Source organism: Vreelandella sp. DA03-1M (genome assembly GCF_055725665.1).
This window is the reverse complement of the sequence record NZ_CM146798.1, coordinates 1,442,613-1,461,614: the sequence shown is the minus strand read 5'-3', so window position 1 is coordinate 1,461,614 and position 19,002 is coordinate 1,442,613. Positions and strand designations below refer to the sequence as shown.

Annotated in this window: 16 protein-coding genes; 8 read left to right on the top strand and 8 right to left on the bottom strand. The window is 52.5% G+C overall.

What is annotated here, in order from left to right; genetic code table 11:
• Window positions 1–8 precede the first annotated feature (8 nt).
• The 6 genes from ACXUPB_RS06750 to ACXUPB_RS06725 form a co-directional block, all read right to left on the bottom strand.
• Window positions 9–476: a YeeE/YedE family protein gene (locus ACXUPB_RS06750; RefSeq protein ID WP_179916259.1), complete on the bottom strand. Its 468-nt coding sequence runs from the start codon at window positions 474–476 to the stop codon at window positions 9–11.
• A 29-nt stretch (window positions 477–505) separates the two neighbouring features.
• Complete coding sequence (locus tag ACXUPB_RS06745; protein WP_035555366.1) at window positions 506–1,372, bottom strand: MBL fold metallo-hydrolase; 867 nt, start codon at window positions 1,370–1,372, stop codon at window positions 506–508.
• A 268-nt stretch (window positions 1,373–1,640) separates the two neighbouring features.
• Window positions 1,641–2,861 (bottom strand): glycosyltransferase family protein, encoded by a 1,221-nt coding sequence (locus ACXUPB_RS06740; RefSeq protein ID WP_035555363.1) that lies wholly within the window; start codon window positions 2,859–2,861, stop codon window positions 1,641–1,643.
• Window positions 2,862–2,911: 50 nt separating this feature from the next.
• A complete protein-coding gene (locus ACXUPB_RS06735) occupies window positions 2,912–3,853 on the bottom strand; it encodes an HAD-IIB family hydrolase (RefSeq protein ID WP_035555360.1) in 942 nt (313 codons plus the stop codon).
• A 518-nt stretch (window positions 3,854–4,371) separates the two neighbouring features.
• Complete coding sequence (gene glyA / locus ACXUPB_RS06730; protein ID WP_035555357.1) at window positions 4,372–5,637, bottom strand: serine hydroxymethyltransferase; 1,266 nt, start codon at window positions 5,635–5,637, stop codon at window positions 4,372–4,374.
• 460 nt (window positions 5,638–6,097) lie between these two features.
• On the bottom strand, window positions 6,098–7,147 hold the full coding sequence (locus ACXUPB_RS06725) for an IS110 family RNA-guided transposase (RefSeq protein ID WP_045812105.1): 1,050 nt from the start codon (window positions 7,145–7,147) through the stop codon (window positions 6,098–6,100).
• A 185-nt stretch (window positions 7,148–7,332) separates the two neighbouring features.
• Here ACXUPB_RS06725 and ACXUPB_RS06720 point away from each other — a divergent pair, with 185 nt between their 5' ends.
• The 8 genes from ACXUPB_RS06720 (at window position 7,333) to ACXUPB_RS06685 (ending at window position 16,762) form a co-directional block, all read left to right on the top strand.
• Entirely contained in the window at window positions 7,333–7,776 is a 444-nt protein-coding gene (locus ACXUPB_RS06720) for a LexA family protein (protein ID WP_472956700.1), read from the top strand.
• Window positions 7,777–7,943: 167 nt separating this feature from the next.
• The gene (locus tag ACXUPB_RS06715; protein ID WP_472956698.1) at window positions 7,944–8,087 is read left to right on the top strand and encodes a CppA family protein; all 144 of its coding nucleotides are present in this window, start codon (window positions 7,944–7,946) and stop codon (window positions 8,085–8,087) included.
• A 395-nt stretch (window positions 8,088–8,482) separates the two neighbouring features.
• The gene (locus ACXUPB_RS06710) at window positions 8,483–9,775 is read left to right on the top strand and encodes a tyrosine-type recombinase/integrase (protein WP_013786616.1); all 1,293 of its coding nucleotides are present in this window, start codon (window positions 8,483–8,485) and stop codon (window positions 9,773–9,775) included.
• Window positions 9,762–11,387, top strand: coding sequence for a hypothetical protein (locus ACXUPB_RS06705; RefSeq protein WP_472955953.1), 1,626 nt, complete (start codon window positions 9,762–9,764; stop codon window positions 11,385–11,387). Before ACXUPB_RS06710 ends, ACXUPB_RS06705 begins: the two co-directional genes overlap by 14 nt.
• Before the next feature lie 62 nt (window positions 11,388–11,449).
• Window positions 11,450–12,612 (top strand): IS3 family transposase gene (locus ACXUPB_RS06700; RefSeq protein ID WP_472955951.1). Its coding sequence is split into 2 segments (ribosomal slippage): window positions 11,450–11,705 and window positions 11,705–12,612, totalling 1,164 coding nucleotides; the frame shifts between segments, so codons are not numbered across the junction.
• Between the two features lie 141 nt (window positions 12,613–12,753).
• On the top strand, window positions 12,754–14,748 hold the full coding sequence (locus ACXUPB_RS06695) for a hypothetical protein (RefSeq protein WP_013786618.1): 1,995 nt from the start codon (window positions 12,754–12,756) through the stop codon (window positions 14,746–14,748).
• 128 nt (window positions 14,749–14,876) lie between these two features.
• Window positions 14,877–16,039 (top strand): IS3 family transposase gene (locus ACXUPB_RS06690; protein ID WP_472955951.1). Its coding sequence is split into 2 segments (ribosomal slippage): window positions 14,877–15,132 and window positions 15,132–16,039, totalling 1,164 coding nucleotides; the frame shifts between segments, so codons are not numbered across the junction.
• 582 nt (window positions 16,040–16,621) lie between these two features.
• The gene (locus ACXUPB_RS06685; RefSeq protein WP_013786620.1) at window positions 16,622–16,762 is read left to right on the top strand and encodes an ATP-binding cassette domain-containing protein; all 141 of its coding nucleotides are present in this window, start codon (window positions 16,622–16,624) and stop codon (window positions 16,760–16,762) included.
• Window positions 16,763–17,163: 401 nt separating this feature from the next.
• On the opposite strand, the gene ACXUPB_RS06680 is transcribed toward ACXUPB_RS06685, so the two are convergent.
• On the bottom strand, window positions 17,164–18,270 hold the full coding sequence (locus tag ACXUPB_RS06680) for an FUSC family protein (protein ID WP_007105030.1): 1,107 nt from the start codon (window positions 18,268–18,270) through the stop codon (window positions 17,164–17,166).
• A 130-nt stretch (window positions 18,271–18,400) separates the two neighbouring features.
• Window positions 18,401–19,000, bottom strand: a complete 600-nt coding sequence (locus tag ACXUPB_RS06675; RefSeq protein ID WP_013786621.1) for a cytochrome b — start codon at window positions 18,998–19,000, stop codon at window positions 18,401–18,403.
• Window positions 19,001–19,002: the final 2 nt, after the last annotated feature.

Sequence of the window (19,002 nt, the reverse complement as noted above, 5' to 3'; positions counted from 1 at the left end):
ACTCCTGTTCATTGCACACCGCCTAGGCCTAACAGATGGCGCGAGATATAAACGGTCACTAGCGCCGTCAGCAAAAACATACCGGTGGCTGCCATGGAGCGTGGCGCCAAGCGTGCCAGACCACATACGCCATGCCCACTGGTGCAACCGCTGCCAAGCCCTGTGCCCACACCCACCAGCAAGCCGGCCACCAACATCAATCCGACACCACCGGCTGGCGCGCCAATCACCTCACCCGGGCTTCCTGCCACGTTTCCCAAGCCGCCACCTAACGCCATAAGCAAAAGCGGGCCGCTAATCAGCCCTAATAGAAAAGCCACTCGCCAAGTGCTATCGCCCTTGGGGCGTTGGGTTATCAAGTTGCCCACGATGCCACTGATGCCCGCGATACGCCCCAGCGTTGCCATCAGCCAGGTAGCGGAAAGTCCGATCAACACACCCCCAACCAGCCCTTGTAAACCTGCTGTCCAATCCACTGGTGACTCCTTAGATCGCATTTAAATCGTTAGAAAAAATTAATCGGCACTTTGAGATAGACAGTGCCGTTCTCTTCCGCTGGAGGCAGCTCCCCTGCACGCATATTGACCTGCACCGAAGGAATGATGAGCCGTGGCATGCCTAAGGTGGCATCGCGCTCGGTGCGCATCTTCACAAACTCGTCTTCGCTGATGCCTTCATGAACATGGACATTCTCACTGCGCTGTTCCGCTACGCTGGTTTCATGCTGAAAGGTATCGCGGCCGGGGGCTTTGTAGTCGTGGCATAAGAACAGCCGCGTCTGCTCGGGAAGCGCCAGCACTTTTTGAATAGAGTGATAAAGAGTGCGCGCATCGCCGCCGGGAAAGTCACACCGCGCGGTGCCATAATCCGGCATAAACAGCGTATCGCCTACAAAAGCGGCATCGCCCACTACGTAGGTTAAACAGGCGGGCGTATGCCCTGGGGTGTGCAGCACATGGCCCTGTAATTGGCCAATGGTGAACGTATCCCCTTCTTCGAACAGCGCATCAAATTGGCTGCCATCCCGAGCAAATTCGGTACCCGCGTTGAACGCCTTGCCGAAGATCTCTTGCACCTTGACTATTTTTGCACCAATACCGGTTTTGCCCCCTAGTTGCTCATGCAGATAGGGGGCTGCCGAGAGGTGGTCGGCATGCACATGAGTCTCCAAAATCCAGGCGACGTCGAGTTGGTGTTCGCGAACAAAGGCGATGATGTTGTCAGCTGAACGCACATCCGTTCGCCCTGCGGCATAATCAAAGTCGAGTACCGAATCTATGATCGCGCAGGCGCGGCTGTCGGGATCTTGAACGACATAGCTAAAGGTGTTCGTGGGCTCATCAAAAAAGGGTGTAACGATTGGGCGTTGCATTGCTGCCTCCCATTAGTGGTAATCGCATTCTCATGCTTTAAAGACAGCATAGTGCATTACAGGTTCTATCGTTAGACTATTTTTGAATATTACAGCAGCTACTATTCAAAAAAATAAGAGTGATACACCAAACAGCATTTATGAGACATTTCGCTCATCTCTATCCTGTTTAGGCCGATAGTAACGACATAGGGGCAGAACTCTTCAATGACAAAAAAGCCAGCTACCGGTGGGTAGCTGGCTTTTTTTCATTATGCAGTCTGTGGGGTTAAACCTTACCTTGATTATCCAGCTCGACCGCCTCGTGCATGCGGGTAAGTAAGTCAGGTGCGGCCGCCTGTACCCGGTTCCAACTGGGAATAAAGGGCCGTTCTCTGGGGTTATCCAGGAAAAGGTTGCCTGCTTCGAGCAAATTACTGGCAAATAGCTCAACCGCCTGCTCCTCACTATGGCGATCAAGGCTCAGACCATTCATCGTGGCATCGTGGTCGTAGGCCTCGATCAAATCCAATGCGAAGCGGTAGTAAGTCGCCTTGAGCGTGCGGAAATCTTCGCTGCTAAAGGTAATACCCTGAGTGGCTAATTTTCGATACAGCGCTTTTGAGATATCCAAACTCATCCGGTTTAAGCCACCGTTGGGATCATCTTCACTAACCGGTTGATGCTTGTGGTCGTAGGCATCGGCAATATCGACTTGGCAGAGCTGGCGCAGTGAGTAGTTACGCTGCAGCTCCGATAGCACACCGATTTCCAGCCCCCAATCAGCGGGGATACGAATGCCTTCCAGCACTTCGCTACGCATCGCAAACTCACCTGAAAGTGGATAACGGAAGCTATCCAAGTAGTCAAGATAGGGCAGCGGCCCACAGACGGTTTTCAGCGCCCGCAGCAACGGCGTAACTAACAACCGAGAAACCCGGCCATTTAGCTTGCCTTCCGCAATGCGGGGATAATAGCCTTTGCAAAAACTGTAGTTGAAATTGGGGTGGGCCACCGGGTACATCAACCGCGCCAGCAGGCCACGCTCGTAGGTGAGAATATCGCAATCGTGCAGCCCGACCACCGTCGAGCGCCCAGATGACAACATATAACCTGCGCAGTACCACACATTGCGTCCTTTGCCTGGCTCCAACGCCCCTAGCCCATGCTCTTCCAGTTCCGCATCGAGCGCTTTCAGGCGCGGGCCATCGTTCCATAAAATGCGCGTATGCTGCGGCAGACGCGAGAAAAATTCGCGTGCGTATAAAAACTGTTCGCGGTCGGCGCGATCCAGACCAATAACAATCTCATTGAGGTAAGGGACCTTAACCAGTTCATCAACAATCGCTGAAAGCGCAGGTCCTTCCAATTCGGAAAAAAGCGACGGTAGAATCAAGCCCATCGGCCGCCGTCGGGAAAATTGGCATAGCTCCTCTTCAAGTGCCTCGACTGAACGCTTAGTCAGGTTATGGAAGTCGGTAATAATCCCATTTTGATGAAAGTCACTCATGCGCTTGCCTCCCTGGATTCATGGAACGGTTCTCAAATACCGAACTGTTCTCAAATAACAACAGCATCATCTTTCTCCGCCGTCGCTAAACGGCGGTCGTCTCGCCCCCACCAGTGGGCAACCCCCTCTGCCCAGCCGGTCGGCCCTGTTGCTTCCGTGCGATATAGCGAAGTATTACGCGGCTCTACGACTAAGTTGTGACAACCGCGGATGACGACGGCTTGATCAACCGCTTCAAGCATAGAGATATCGTTCGGTCCATCACCCAGCCCTAACGAGAGAGGCGTGCGGCCTCTTAATGCCGTAAAACGTTTCACTAACCACTCTACTGCACTGCCTTTATCCGCCGAGCGCCCCATGACATGCCAAAAACGCCCGCCTTGCGTTAGCTGTAGGCCATCCCCCTCCAGAGCAGCACGAAACGTCTCTAATGCTGAGTCACTGTCTTTCCATAACAACGGCTCACTGCCTTCCCGCTGCCGCGCATCACGGGCGCGGGGCTCGTCCAATCCAGTCAGCTCCATGACGTCCTGCACACTCAGCTCACCCATTCGGGTAAATTGAAACCCCAGGCGCTCGCGCCACACCTTTAAGCGCGCACGAATAAAGCCAACATCCACCCCTGGGTGTTTAATCACAACGCCATCGCGACCGCTACCAGGGCGGTCTAACCGCGCATGGCACCAACCTGGCGGCAGGCCAATCACCGCTCCATTCTCAGCGATAAAAGGCGTACCCGTCAGGCCCAACGCTTCGCGCAGCGGAATCAACTCCGCACGGGTTTTACTGGTGACCGGAATGACCGGCACACCCATTTGTTTTAAACGAGCAAGCCACGGCGCGGCGGGACTAAAGTCATAACTATGGTGATCCAGCAGCGAGCCATCTAAATCGGTCACTACCAGACGCGGCTGAAACGCTGGGTCTACCGGCGATGGTGACGGAGAAGGCGACGGAGAAAGCGGCGCTGAAAAATGATTGGATTCCGGCATGGCACTACCTCTATTCGGTCTTAGCACATCGTCAAGACAGTAGCCTGCGATGCCCTATGGCGATGACCAACGAGTAGTTGGCTATGAAAAGGATAGCAAGTTATAAGCCAAATCAGAGAAGTGTAGCTTTAGCAGGGGGTTACCGGGGATTTTTAGATTTTTATGGCGCACCACACTCCCAAGCACCAAAAGGAAGCAGCCTGAATGCACCAAAATAATGCATGGAACACAATAGTGCACTGTCGCACCGATACCCATTAAAAAAATGAGACAAAACTTTAAAAAACTGAGACAGTACTTGGCAACGCCTCATAAATAGCTATACTCAAATTGTAACCACTGGTGGTCTTGTATACCCCTCACCTGATGCCAGTGGGCTGCAGTGAACCAAGCCCTTTCATGCCCGCCTCCCCCGGCGGGTTTTTTTATGCGCTACCACAACAGAGACAAAAAACGGGTGGCCCGCATGGGTCACCCGTTTTTTGGGCTGTCCTTAGCCAGGAGAATCGCTATAGCGACTACTTATAAACAGGCAGCCGTGCGCAGACGTCAGCCACTTTATCCAGCACCTTCGCTTCAATGGCGCTGGTGTCTTCGCCTTTGGCCAGGACGTCCAGAATGTCGCAGATCCAGCCAGCCAGCTGGGTACACTCTTCTTCGCCGAAACCGCGTGTGGTGACTGCCGGCGTGCCAATACGCAGGCCGGAGGTGACGAACGGGCTTTGCGGGTCGTTAGGAACGGCGTTCTTGTTGACGGTGATGTGGGCACGGCCAAGCGCCGCATCGGCGTCTTTACCGGTTACGCCCTGCTTGATCAGCGAGAGCAGGAACAGGTGGTCTTCAGTGCCGCCGGAGACGATGTCGTAACCGCGGTCGATAAACACCTTGGCCATGGCCTTGGCGTTTTTCACCACCTGCTGCTGGTAGGTTTTGAACTCAGGCGCCATGGCTTCTTTGAAGCAAACTGCCTTGGCAGCAATCACGTGCATCAAGGGGCCGCCCTGGCCACCGGGGAATACCGCCGACTGCAGCTTCTTCTCGATATCCGCGTCGTTTTCTGCCGAGAGAATCACACCACTACGCGGGCCGCGCAGCGTTTTATGGGTGGTAGACGTGACCACGTGCGCATGGGGCAAGGGGCTCGGGTAAACACCCGCCGCTACCAAGCCTGAGACGTGCGCCATATCGACCAGTAAGTAAGCGCCCACTTCATCGGCGATTTCGCGAAACTTGGCCCAATCCACAATTTGCGAATAGGCAGAGAAACCGGCAATGATCATTTTGGGCTTGTGCTCACGAGCAAGCTGGGCCACTTGGTCGTAATCGATCAGCTCTTGGTCATTGAGGCCGTACTGAATGGCATTGTAGTGCTTGCCCGAAAAGCTCGGCTTGGCGCCGTGAGTCAGGTGACCGCCAGCATCCAGGCTCATGCCTAGAATGGTGTCGCCTGGCTTAACCAGTGCCTGAAAAACGGCGCTGTTGGCTTGCGAGCCCGAATGGGGCTGTACGTTGACGTAGGTAGCGCCGAACAGCTCTTTGGCGTAATCAATCGCTAGGTTTTCAGCGATATCGACGAATTCACAGCCGCCGTAGTAACGCTTGCCGGGGTAACCTTCGGCGTATTTATTGGTCAGCTGGCTGCCCTGGGCTTCGAGTACGCGGGGGCTGGCGTAGTTTTCGGAAGCAATCAGTTCGATGTGGGCTTCCTGGCGCGCCACTTCTTTCTGCATGGCATCAAACAGCACATCATCGAATCCGGCAATTGACATATCACGGCTGAACATCGGCGGGAACCTCGTAACGAGAAAGGATCATCATGGAAGAAGCGAGGCCGGTATCATAACGCAGCCTGTCACTACTTTCATCGCATCCGCGTCAGGTCGTGCATGAGCGTGCTTCATGTTGTGCGAGCCAGCAAAGGTTGACCGATTGGGCAATAACGCTTTTCGGTGTCATTCCGAATAGCCTCTTCTTTGTCATTGCGTATAGGGACTCCTCCCCGGTTGCAAGCTCCGATGATGAACAACATAAGCCGATGCGTGCGTATAGTCGGTCTCTTAATGGGGACGCTATCCCCTGACCCTGATGAACGTCGCGCACCTTCTCTCCTCAACGAACGATAGGCTTTTTCAGCCATCGCAATGATCAGGTTTCGAGAAGGCCGGTCTGACCTGTTTTTCATCCATCGTTGCTCAGCAACAAGGTAGCCGCCTGTCGGCGCTTAGGCGCTGATGGTGCTACCGCTTAGCTCACCATCAGCGCTGAACCGTCGTTAAACTCTCTACAATAGGACTGACCGCTGTGCAGAACCGCCCAGGCGGTTCGTACTGTCTTGTTCGCTAACGCAACAGCCGCTTTGTTCTTGCCAACGCGAGCGACCAGGGATCGTAGCCAACGACTTTTAGCATCCTGTTTGTCACCCACGGTGTTGATGACCGAGTGTGCGCCACGTATCAGGGCAGCTTTCAGGGAGACTTGACCCGTTCGGCCAATGCCCTTGATCTTCGCGATGCCACCACTGCTGTGTTGTGTCGGCGTTAACCCCAGATAGGCTGACGCTTGGCGACCTTTCTTAAACGCGTCGCCGTTACCGAGGGCGCTATAGAGCTGGGTGGCGACCACCGGCCCCACACCCTCTATCGCCAGGAGTTGGCGACAAGGCCCCACGGCGTGACTCATCTGCTCCACCCGTTTATCCAGTGACTGAATACGCTCATTGAGCCGATCCAGCTCCGTCATTTGTTCAGCGAGTAAGTCACGCATCAGCATTGAGAGTTCGTTGTCGGCATCTTCTAGGGCGCGCCATACACGTTGCTTTAATGCCTTCTGACCACGACCGCTAATCACACCGTATTCCTGTAATAGTCCATGAACTTGATTGATCAACTGGGTGCGCTGATGAATGTACCTTTCCCGAATGCGGTGCAGGCTCTGAATATCCTGCTGCTCGACGCTTTTGAGCGGTACAAAGCGCATGTCTGGGCGCAAACCCGCCTCTACAATAGCGAGAGCGTCATTGGCATCTGTCTTGTGCCCCTTGCGAAAAGGCGTCACAAACTGGGGCGAAATGAGGGCAACGGTATGGCCGAGGGCCTGCAGCTGTCGCGCCCAATAATGCGATCCACCGCACGCCTCCATGAACACCCGACAGGCCGGTTGGCGGCGCATAAAATCCAAGACCTGATGCCGTTTAAGCTCTTTGTTGACCTGAACACGCGAGGAGTGTGTGTCGACAACACACACTTGAAAAACACGCTTTGCCAGATCAATACCGATTATCTTATGCTTGTTCATGACTCTTCCCCTCCGCATTGAAGTGGTTCAACTATCAATGTAGCTCTCTGAAGCTTCGAGAGGGGAGGAGTCCCTTTCATTGAACGCAGTGAAGCAATCTCAACACTATCCGCCCATTTGCATTTTCCTTCACTCTGAAAAATACTGTATATTCATACAACATTTTAAGAGTCAGGATGCCGACAATGCCGGGCCAGTCTTCTCATTTTATCCCCGCCTTGCCGTTAAGCGCCCAGCCGCTGCCGTATTTAAGCTTTTTGGGCCGCGCTGGCTTTAGTGGTTTTCCTTCGCCTGCGCAGGATTACGAGCCGTGCACGCTGGATCTTAATACCCGGCTGGTTAAAAACCCTACCCAGACGTTTTATGTCACCGCTACCGGTAACAGTATGGAGGGCTGGGGGATTTTTGAGGGTGATCTTCTCGTTGTGGATCGGGGGATCGAGCCGCGGCTGGGGCATATTTTGGTCGCGATGCTGGAAGGCGAAGTGTTGATTAAGCGCTACTCGCTTTACCAGGGCACCCCTCACCTATGCTCGACTCACCCACACTACCCGCCCCTGCCCCTTGAAGGCACTGACTGCAAACTGTGGGGCGTGGTGCGCGCGGTGATACACGAGTACGTACGATGATTGGCCTGGTCGATGCCAATAACTTTACATACGAATGCTAGCATATGACGAATACAAAATACTGTGGTAACTATTGACATTGGAATGAGCCTACCCTAAGTTTCTTTCCAGAAATAGACAAGGAAGTGGGCTAGCCGCTCACGGCCAGAGGGCCCTCAGGCCCGCCCCTGGTAGGAAGAATTTCCGCTCTGATTACCAATGAAAGAGGGCAAAGAGAGTGGCTGTACCTTTTACAGCGATTCGGTGAGTCACGGCTTATAAAAGCTATCAAAGATCTGCCAGGTAACAGGAAACCCTATCCCTTAAAGTAGCCCGAGTTCTTGGGGTTCAGCTCCCAAAGCCCTGTGATCTCCCCAACCTTAAGGCAAACCTCAGAGCCGATAGAGAGGTGCGATTAGGTCTTCGATCTATTCGGGGCCTGTTGGCGTCTCTTGGGAATATTCAAAACCAGAAAAGTGATGAGGCGAAATAGGGAAAATGCAAGAGGCGGACATTCGGTTGCTGTTTGATTGCGGAAATCTGAAGTCAGTAATGATCACCAGAGCGCCCCTGGTTGAAGGCTGGTGCTGCAATTTTCGCGAAAGGGTGGCGGCTGTGAGGTGCTCGACTTTCAAAGAGTAAGTCTGCGAACTTTTAAGACTCTGGATGCGACATTTCTGGCTGCAAGCCGGATTGGGTAGGCAATCGATCAACCAAGGACTTCATTATGGCGATGCTCGAAAGAGTCAGTATTACGCCTATGGCTCTCGATACCGACAAGGGTTCTCAGGAGGTTTCTTGGGTTCCGGTCAGTCGCTCAAAGCCAGTGCCAAAGGTGCCACACATATTCTTCGATGACGGAGAGCCTTGGCTCGCGGCCAATGCTTATGCACTCCACAAGTTAGACTCCGTTGTAGGAAACGATATCAAAACAGTGGCCTCAAACATGAGTCACCTAAAAGCCTACGCTTGCTGGCTAGAAGATCATGGGGTGGATTGGCGACACTTTCCGAAGAGAAAGAAAGATCGTTGTCTTTTCCAGTACCGAGGATTTCTCATTGAACAGCGGAAGGCCGGATTGGTTAGCTCCAGCACCGCCACATCGAGAATGGGCGCGATCATTCAATTCTACCGCTGGGCCCAGGTTTATGGCTGGGTTGACCGTAAGTCCATGTGGGAGGATCAGTCTAAAACGATCCAGTTCTATACCTCTGTCGGCTTCTCTCGGACGATGTCTGTGACTTCAAGCGAGTTGGCCATTCCGAATCGAAGGCGGGTTGGTGCGGCATTGGAGGATGGGCTGACCCCTCTAACGGATGAGAATCGAGCGGCGCTACTTACTTTTCTTTTCGAGCGTGGGAAAGTAGAGCTTTACCTGATGACCATGATTGGCTTCTTTACTGGGGCTCGGAGTGAGACCATTCGCACCCTGCGTCTATCAAGCATCGATAACGCCCTGGATGATCCGACAATTCCCTCAATGAAGCGCATTGCGGTGGGGCCTGGAACAGGTGTTGAAACCAAGTACGATGTGAGTGGTGCGCTGCTCTTTCCTGCCGAGCTTGTTCGTCAGCTTGAGCGATATGCTTATTCAGCGCGACGCCTTGGTCGACAGGCGAGGGCCTCCGAAGAAGATCGAACCTTGCTGTTTCTGTCTGAGCGAGGAAACGCCTACTCCGAGACGTCCTTTACAAAACTAATCAGCTACCTGCGTGAAAAGCTGGCTGAGGCAGGGCTTGATCAATTTAGGGATTTTAAATTTCACCAAACACGAGCCACTTTTGGCACCCAGTTAATGCGACTCGCAATGAGCGCCCTTCCGAGCCAGGTCGATGCCATCGTTTTTGTTAGGGATGCCATGCTCCACAAGGATGAGGCGACAACTTGGAAATATGTGAAGTTCATCGAAAAAGAGCCTGTAAAGGAGGCGCTGTCGGACGAATTTTTCAATTTGTATGTCGGCAAAGTTGGCAACGTCGAAACATTAATCGATAAGGTTACATTCAATGACGACGCCTGATTTGTTGATCCAGTATCTAGATAAGGAGAATGCGCCCCGATATGGTTCAAGGTCAGATTTAACACGGTTCCTTTATCGGGGCGGCGCGAGCTTGAGAGCGGATTTGGCGTTCAAAAAAATTGCCGTGGGAGCGCTAGGGGCGATTCGAACAGAGAGGTTGGAGCTTTTACAAGCTGTTAAAGAAGAGCTTGAGAATAGACTTTACGCTGGCCGATCGGAGAAGTCGGTGCCTCATTACCTTGCTACGTTCGTGGGATTTATGAGATTCCTGGATGAGGGCCAGCACTCGTTCAGTCTTGCAAAGCTGGAATTCAACTTCCTGGAGTACGCCGAGTATTTGTTCATTAAGTCTAGGAAGAAGGGTTCGAAGTTGAGCCCGAAGTCAGCCTACATAAAGGCTGCGACGCTGTCGTCGATTTTTGGTTCCATTCTTTCCATACCGGAAACCGTCCGCCTCATTAATAGGACTCGCCTTCGTGCCGTCAAGGAAGCGCCAAAAGCGGTCAGTCGGATTGCTGAGAAGCAAAACTTGGAGGCTACCTTCAAGCAGGGGAATTTCCTGGTCGATATCGCGGAAGGATTGTCTAAGGAAGCTGTTTATGGGCCCCTGCCCCTAGAGATCCCAATCCGAGCCGGTCTGGTTGAGGGCAATGAGGTGTTGCTCCATGCGGGATTGCAAGAGCTTGAGTTGGCAGCTACTCCCAAGCCTGGCTGGGCATATCAGAAAAAGGTCCTCTATCGGGAAGCGTTAAAGCGACGAGAGGCGGTCAGTGATATTTCTCCCCGGAGGGGCGGAGCGAAAAGGTGGCACCTGGTGAACCTGCGAGTCCAGGCAGAGTTTCTGATTTTCCTTGCTCAGACAGGCATGAATTTGACTCAGGCTAGAGAGTTGGGGCGCGGAGCCTTGAAGTATAAGCCGCTCGGCGATAGCTGGCAGGTAAGGTGTTACAAGAACAGGAGAGGAGGTGAGGTAAGCTTTCGAATTTACAAGTCTTACAAGCCCTTTCTTGAGCGATTTCGAGCCTTTGTGAACCATTTCTTTCCTGATTCTCCAAACTTTTTCCCTCAGTTTGATAATTATGGCAAGGGAGAGAGTGTGTCGAGAACGGGGCTTACTCACTTTGTGGCGTTTCGGCAGTTATTTGAAGCACATGGACTTGCTTGGGTTACACCACGAGAACTGAGAAACACCAGGGTGAATTGGCTTTTGCGCCGCTCAGGAGACCCTGAATTAACGGCAGATATGGCTCAGCATACTCGGGAGGTGTTAAAGGACCAATACGAGCGACCTAGTCAGCAGCGAGCTATGGTTGAGGTTGCCCGGTTTTGGAGCAAGCACGACCCTATCAAGCAAAAGGATCTCAAGGCGTCGGTGATTTCCAGCAGTTGCAATGGTGACCCAGAATCGGTGGCCGATAGACCTGGGGGGATAGTTGAACCTAACTGTGTCAATCCATCTGGTTGCCTGTGGTGCAAGCATCATCGCGATGTAGATAGTGAAGACTATATCTGGTCCATTTCCTCCTTTCGGCATCTCAAGACGATTGAGGCAAGCATGACGCTGAGTCGTGAAGAGGTGCCCTCTGACGTCGTAGTTGATCGGTTATTGTAGTGGTTCAATAAAACCGGACACCAACGTAGGTGGTAATATTGCCACCATAAGCGAGGTGTCTGATGACCAAGAAACGACGTACTTTTTCGCCTGAATTTAAGCAGGAAGCTGCCAGCCTAGTACTAGATCAAGGGTACAGCTATCCCCAAGCTTGTACCTCGTTGGGTGTCGGTGAAAGCGCCCTTCGACGCTGGGTTCACCAGCTTGAGGACGAGCGTCAGGGAGTAACGCCTAAGGGCAAAGCGTTAACCCCAGAACAGCAGCGCATTCAGGAGCTTGAGGCTCGCTGCAAACGCCTTGAGATGGAAAAAACCATCCTAAAAAAGGCTACTGCTCTCTTGATGTCGGACGACATGAATCGTACGCGCTGATAGACCAGTTGAGTGAGCAAATGCCTGTTGAAATGGTCTGTAACGCGTTTGATATTAGCCGCTCCAGTTACTACGAGTACCGCCAGCGGCGGCACCGCGTGGACGTTGAGCGTCTGGCCTTAAAAGCTCAGGTAAACCGCCTTTTCAAAAAGAGTCGCAACTCAGCTGGCAGCCGCTCGATCAAGGGTTTGCTCAACGAAGAAGGCGTCACCATTGGTCGTTTCAAGGTTCGGCGTTTGATGAGCGAAATGGGGTTGATCTGTAAGCAGCCGGGCCCTCATGCTTACAAGCAGGCGACCGTTGAGCGACCGGATATTGCGAACCATCTTGACCGCAAATTTACACCAGACCAGCCCAATCAGGTCTGGTGTGGTGACATCACTTATATCTGGAGTGGCCAGCGTTGGAGCTATCTTGCCGTTGTGTTGGATCTTTATGCTCGTCGTGTTGTTGGCTGGGCCATGTCGTCCAGCCCAGATGCAGATCTTGTTGTGAAAGCGCTGGATCACGCTTGGGAGCAACGTGGTCAGCCAAAGAGCGTCATGTTCCATTCCGATCAGGGTAGTCAGTATGCAAGCCGCAAGTTCCGCCAAAGACTTTGGCGCTATCGAATTAAACAAAGCATGAGCCGACGTGGCAACTGCTGGGACAACTCGCCGATGGAAAGGCTGTTCCGGAGCCTGAAATCGGAGTGGATACCGGCTTTGGGATATCGAAATCTACCTGAGGCCAAGAAAGACGTTAGTGGATATCTGATGGGTTACTACAACCAGCAGCGCCCTCATTCGTTTAACGGTGGCATGCCTCCCGTTGTGGCTGAGGAAAATCTTAAATTACTGTCCGGGATTAGTTGACCACTACATATCCGAAAAATTGTCGTGGTTTAAGAACTCTAGTTCCAGGCGTGCTGGCTGGGTGTCAGAAGCGCAGGAGCGGATTGAAGAGGGTGATTACCACCCTAATTGGGCCCCAATTATTGAGCTTCTGGAGCAGTAATGAACGCTGACACTTTGCGCTTTATGTCGCCATCCACGTTGGTTACGGTCGACTCGCCGTTGTATCGACCGCCATGCTTTCCGCCACCCAGAGATTGGGCGGTATCGGTCGACAGCGAAGGTGCCCCGCTGTCCCTATATGGTGATGATTTCTGGGACTTTCGGGCGTTCGAGCGCTCTGCGACCTTCAATTTTAAAAAGGACGGGATTTCTGATGAGAATGTCTTTCTTGTCAAGCAGGTTGTGCTCTTGGTGCTTTATCATCCGCGACTTTTTCCTGGGCGAATTAGGAGTTGTGTTTACTCGTTTGGAGCCCTGACAAAGATTGCAAGCGTCTGCGATAGTAAGGGAGTGCTGATCTCGGACGTTGAGAGGTTTCCGGCGATTCATCAGGAGATTGCTGATGCTCTTCAGTGCGCCAGTTTTAAGGTTTACGTCAACTTTCTACATAGATTGAGATTGCAATCAGATGTTCTTGGCTTTGAGGTATTCGGAGGGAGAGGTTTGGCGCTCCTGGCGTCGCAGATAAAAGGTCATGAGAAGGTTCAAACTCCATATATTCCACCCAGAATATGGGCGTACCAGGTTAAGAGGTTGAATGAGTGCCTGGACGATTTTTTCGAGCATGAGCAAGCGCTGGGAAGCGCATTCAGCTGGTTATCAGAAGCGTATACGTATAACGCCTCTTGCGTAAAGGATGTTAAATACCATTCACCCTTTTATGAGCCGCACGTTTACAAAAAAAGAGTGCTGTTTGCAGGAGGGTTTGAAGGATTTTCTGTGGAGTATGGACTTTCAGGGCTTTTCGAGAAATGGCTGGGCGTACCGCCTCTCATCTACAGGAGTACCCGCTTTACGGCCTATCTCAATATGGTTAAAGAGGCGGCTCTATTTTACATCATGAGCTTCTCCCTTCAGCGCCTGAATGAGGTGAACTCGCTCAGGTCTGATTGCTTTCTCATCGAGCGTGACGAGAGGTTGGGGGATATCGCAATGTTGGTTGGGGAAACCACGAAAACTGATCCTGATGATGATGCTCGATGGGTTGTGCCCAGCACCGTTAAGAAGGCTGTTGATGCGGCGAGCACCATTGCTAAATGGAGGCTGAAGTATTTCCCAGGGGGTGAGTCTGCGCCTGAATGGGATAGTTCTTCTGTGCCGCTCGCGTTGGCCGGAACGGAGCCGTGGCTTCCAGTAAAGGGTAACAACCGAAACTCCAAGAACGAACTTATAGGGCAATTAAGGCTGGGTCCCTTCATTGATCGCTATCCGCTTTTTTTCGATCCAGAAGAGATGGCAGTGACAGAAGAGGATTGGAAAATTGCGGTGTCTATGACCCCGAATATTGGCAATAGAGAAGGATTTGGCATCGGGCTTCAATGGCCTTTAGCGGCGCATCAGTTGCGACGCACCACCAACGTCAATATGTTCGCCTCCAACATGGTTTCTGATCAAAGCTTACAGTGGCTCATGAAGCATGTGAGTCAAAAAATGACGCTTTACTATGGCCGCAATTTCACTAATTTGAGACTCAACTCGGATGCTGAAACTTCCGTCATAGTCGAGTCCTACAAGGCAATTTACCGGCAGATTGCAAGTGTGGTGGAAGATAGCTTTGAGAATGTGCGCCCTCATTCTAAGCAGATGATCCCGATTAAGGTTGTCAATCTTGTAGAAGCTGGGGAGGAAAAACAGCTTACGAAGTTAATAGCCAAAGGCGATATTGGTTGTCGGCGCACACTGGCCGGATTCTGCATGAAGGCTGGGGTCTGTGAGTATGGTGGTATTGAGTCAATGGCGCAGTGTGCTGGGGCTGATGGCGGAGGCATCTGCACAGATGCGATTTTTAAGCGTGAAAATGGGCCAGCCTTGAGACGACTAAAGGCTGCTCACGAAAAGAAAATCGAGTCGCTGACCTCCGAGAGTCCACGTTTCAACGCTTTGAAAAAAGAAATCTATGCGATAGAGGTGTATCTCAGTGTCGTCAACGGTTAAGAAATCGGCAGAGCAAGAGTTCAGGGATGCATTTGATCGGCTGAAAAAAGGTAAGACAATCTGTAGTGGTTCAATAAAACCGGACACCAACGTAGGTGGTAATATTGCCACCATAAGCGAGGTGTCTGATGACCAAGAAACGACGTACTTTTTCGCCTGAATTTAAGCAGGAAGCTGCCAGCCTAGTACTAGATCAAGGGTACAGCTATCCCCAAGCTTGTACCTCGTTGGGTGTCGGTGAAAGCGCCCTTCGACGCTGGGTTCACCAGCTTGAGGACGAGCGTCAGGGAGTAACGCCTAAGGGCAAAGCGTTAACCCCAGAACAGCAGCGCATTCAGGAGCTTGAGGCTCGCTGCAAACGCCTTGAGATGGAAAAAACCATCCTAAAAAAGGCTACTGCTCTCTTGATGTCGGACGACATGAATCGTACGCGCTGATAGACCAGTTGAGTGAGCAAATGCCTGTTGAAATGGTCTGTAACGCGTTTGATATTAGCCGCTCCAGTTACTACGAGTACCGCCAGCGGCGGCACCGCGTGGACGTTGAGCGTCTGGCCTTAAAAGCTCAGGTAAACCGCCTTTTCAAAAAGAGTCGCAACTCAGCTGGCAGCCGCTCGATCAAGGGTTTGCTCAACGAAGAAGGCGTCACCATTGGTCGTTTCAAGGTTCGGCGTTTGATGAGCGAAATGGGGTTGATCTGTAAGCAGCCGGGCCCTCATGCTTACAAGCAGGCGACCGTTGAGCGACCGGATATTGCGAACCATCTTGACCGCAAATTTACACCAGACCAGCCCAATCAGGTCTGGTGTGGTGACATCACTTATATCTGGAGTGGCCAGCGTTGGAGCTATCTTGCCGTTGTGTTGGATCTTTATGCTCGTCGTGTTGTTGGCTGGGCCATGTCGTCCAGCCCAGATGCAGATCTTGTTGTGAAAGCGCTGGATCACGCTTGGGAGCAACGTGGTCAGCCAAAGAGCGTCATGTTCCATTCCGATCAGGGTAGTCAGTATGCAAGCCGCAAGTTCCGCCAAAGACTTTGGCGCTATCGAATTAAACAAAGCATGAGCCGACGTGGCAACTGCTGGGACAACTCGCCGATGGAAAGGCTGTTCCGGAGCCTGAAATCGGAGTGGATACCGGCTTTGGGATATCGAAATCTACCTGAGGCCAAGAAAGACGTTAGTGGATATCTGATGGGTTACTACAACCAGCAGCGCCCTCATTCGTTTAACGGTGGCATGCCTCCCGTTGTGGCTGAGGAAAATCTTAAATTACTGTCCGGGATTAGTTGACCACTACAATCCGCCTTCCTTTGGGGGCAGCTGTTACCCAAAACAACGTTGCGAGAGAAGCGGGACGAGATCCCTCAGCTTTGAAAAAGGACAGGTACCCTTTGCTGATACTTGAGGTTCAAGCCTACATAACTTCTAAGTCGGAGCAAAAGAGGAGCAGCAAGCGTACTACAGACAACAGGGCAAGAACCGATAAGCAGAAGATCGCAGACTATCGCAAGCAGATTGATCGCCTGAGTTCTATTGTGGCGGCGCAGAATTCGACTATCGAAGAGCTTCTGGATGAGATTGAGCGGTTGAAGGCCGGGAGGGTGTCACGCTTTTAGCCCTCCGGTTACACGTAATATTCCGGTAAGCTCATGATATTCAATGACGCATAGCAGGTTACGCTTTTCCGATTTGCTACCCAAATGATGCTACCACAATTTGGCCGCTCGGGTCGCAAAGCGAACATTCAGGGCCGAGTCCGAGGGGTTCAATTTGAGGCTACGGTGTGTCACACGCATCGGGGTAAGTCCATTGAGGCTGAGGGGCATGTCGTGCTTAAAGGGGTAATTCTCGGATTCAGTCGGGGTTGTGAACATGTCAGAACCGATAGAGCGCCCTTTGGACGCGCTATCCGGAGGCCCGAAGCAAAGGGTCTGGATTACCATGACCGTTGTCGAGGAAACGCAATTGGTCCTTCCCGATGAACCGACCTTAGCCCTGGATCTTGGCCGCTAGGTCGAGGGGTTCGATCTTATCCGGGAACTGAGTCGCCGGGGGCAAAACCATTGCCATAGCTATCGACGATCTCGCCAACGCCTGTCGCTGTGCCAACCACATTGTAGTGATGAGGGAAGGTTGTATTTATGCTGAGATCAGCCCCAAGATGTGGTGACAAGGGAGCTTATTGAATCGGTCAACTGAAGCCGCCGTGATCTCTTTCCCGATCCAGTAACTGGCACTCCCGCTCGTATTCTTAAACCCACACTCGTATTGCGGTCTCTAATCCAAAACGCCGCGTCCGATTCATTCTCAGTGATACTCAGGGCCTATGAACTACCCATAAACTGGCTCTCTTGCATCTGGGACAGACCAAGGTTTTGATAGGCGTTCGAGAACCAACAGCCCGTGACTGCAACTTACCTTCCGCGATTTATGTGATGAGTTAGCAAATGAGCTCGGTCGTCCAGGGTCGAAAACAGAATCGCAAAACAGATCCCGACAGCGGTCCCTATGAGGGTATCTACTACCCGCTCCTGCACCATCGCCATGCCAGCAAGGTCTGGTGCCGCCAGATAGCTCATAAACAGAGCCATGGGCGTAACCAGAACCTGGCCCAGTCCATAATTCGATCCGATGATGGTCTCGGTAGCGAACGACAGTAACGCCACCAGCCCAATAATGGTCCACACAGAGGGCTGGCTTAGCAGCACCAAAGCCACAAGGAGAGCGCCGAGTACGTTGCCTATGGTGCGCTGTAGGGCTCGGCTCATACTGATATGCAAATGGCTACCCTGTAACACGGCGACAGCGCCCATGGCCGCCCAACCGGCGTGCTGACCGCCAAACGCATAAGCAACATAAGCCGCCACGGCAGAGCCCAACACCATGCGCGCGACGGCGATCAACTTGTGACTGGCGGGCCGGCTTTTGAACCAATCCTGTGCCGCCGGTGTATCGTGGCGGAACACGTCGGTGATCATCACCACTAGCCAGGCAAGAGCAGCGGCCACTGCGGTCGCAGTCGTACGTTCGAGGACAGAGGCAAAGGTATCCACTTGGCCCATTGAAACGCTGGCGGCGAATATGAAGATCAATGCACCTGGCGGACCGAAATCACCAACGGTGACGATGTAAAACAGCGTACCGCACAACAGCGCCAGAATGGCCAGCTGACCAACCATGGGCAACTCCAGCCAGGCCACCAGGGACATCACAAAAACGGTTGCGGTTTGGCAGAGCAAACAAAGGAAAACCGTAAAGCCCCGGCGTTCCGGGGCCGCAAAACGGCCAAACAAAGCCACCAATGTACCCAGCGAAGCAAATCCAATCAGGTGCGAAAAGTCGGATAGCTCGATCAGCGGAAGCACAACCAGCGCCGCGATAGCCACCTGTAGTCCGGCCAGTGCCGAGTTCCTGAAGCCAGGCTGATTAACTACGGCAAAGCACTCTTTGAACTGTGCCCGCGATAGCAGAAACCGGATTGCAGCTGATCGACTTTTTACTCTGGATAAGCGCTGATGCACTTGACCTCCGACAAAATTGGATAGCTTAAGATATAGTTAGCCTAATAACCGTTTGCCTCATTGATCTATTCGGAGTTTCCGCAATCAAGTCGCGAAATAACGAGAATTTTTGGTTTTGGAGATTGCCTCATCACACCATACGTTTAAGCGTATCGTCTCTTTTCACGAAGTGATGAATCAGTGCCATACCAATATGACCAACAATCAAAACGGTCAAAATCCATGCGATTGGCGAATGGAGCTGTCCCAGGGCTTGGGCCCAGGCAATTTCCTCGCCTTCAGCAAAAAGCTCGATACCGAAAGCCGTAATCCCGTGGCCACCACCCAGCATGACCATTACCCCGGTTATCGGCATCAGCAACAGGCCAAGATACAACGCCCCATGACCGGCCTTGACCAGCAGAGCCTGCGCCGGATCTTGCTGCGGGCGCTGATGACGCTGGCCAGCGGCCCAGGCCAAGCGTACCAGAATCAGCAGCAACATCAGCGAACCTATAGAGACATGCCAGGGCACCAGCGTTTGTCCGACCCAGTGTTCTCCGTCGAAGATTCGATCACCAAACTTGAGCAGTTGCCAGAACACCAGTAGGGCCATCGACCAGTGCAGCAGTTTGGTGAGAGCGCCATACCGCTCACGAGAATCGTGGATCATGATTGGGTTCTCCGTATTGCGGGTTTCATTACCATTGAAGGTGTTACCAAAGAGGATGAAGCCAGAATGCACACTCATTC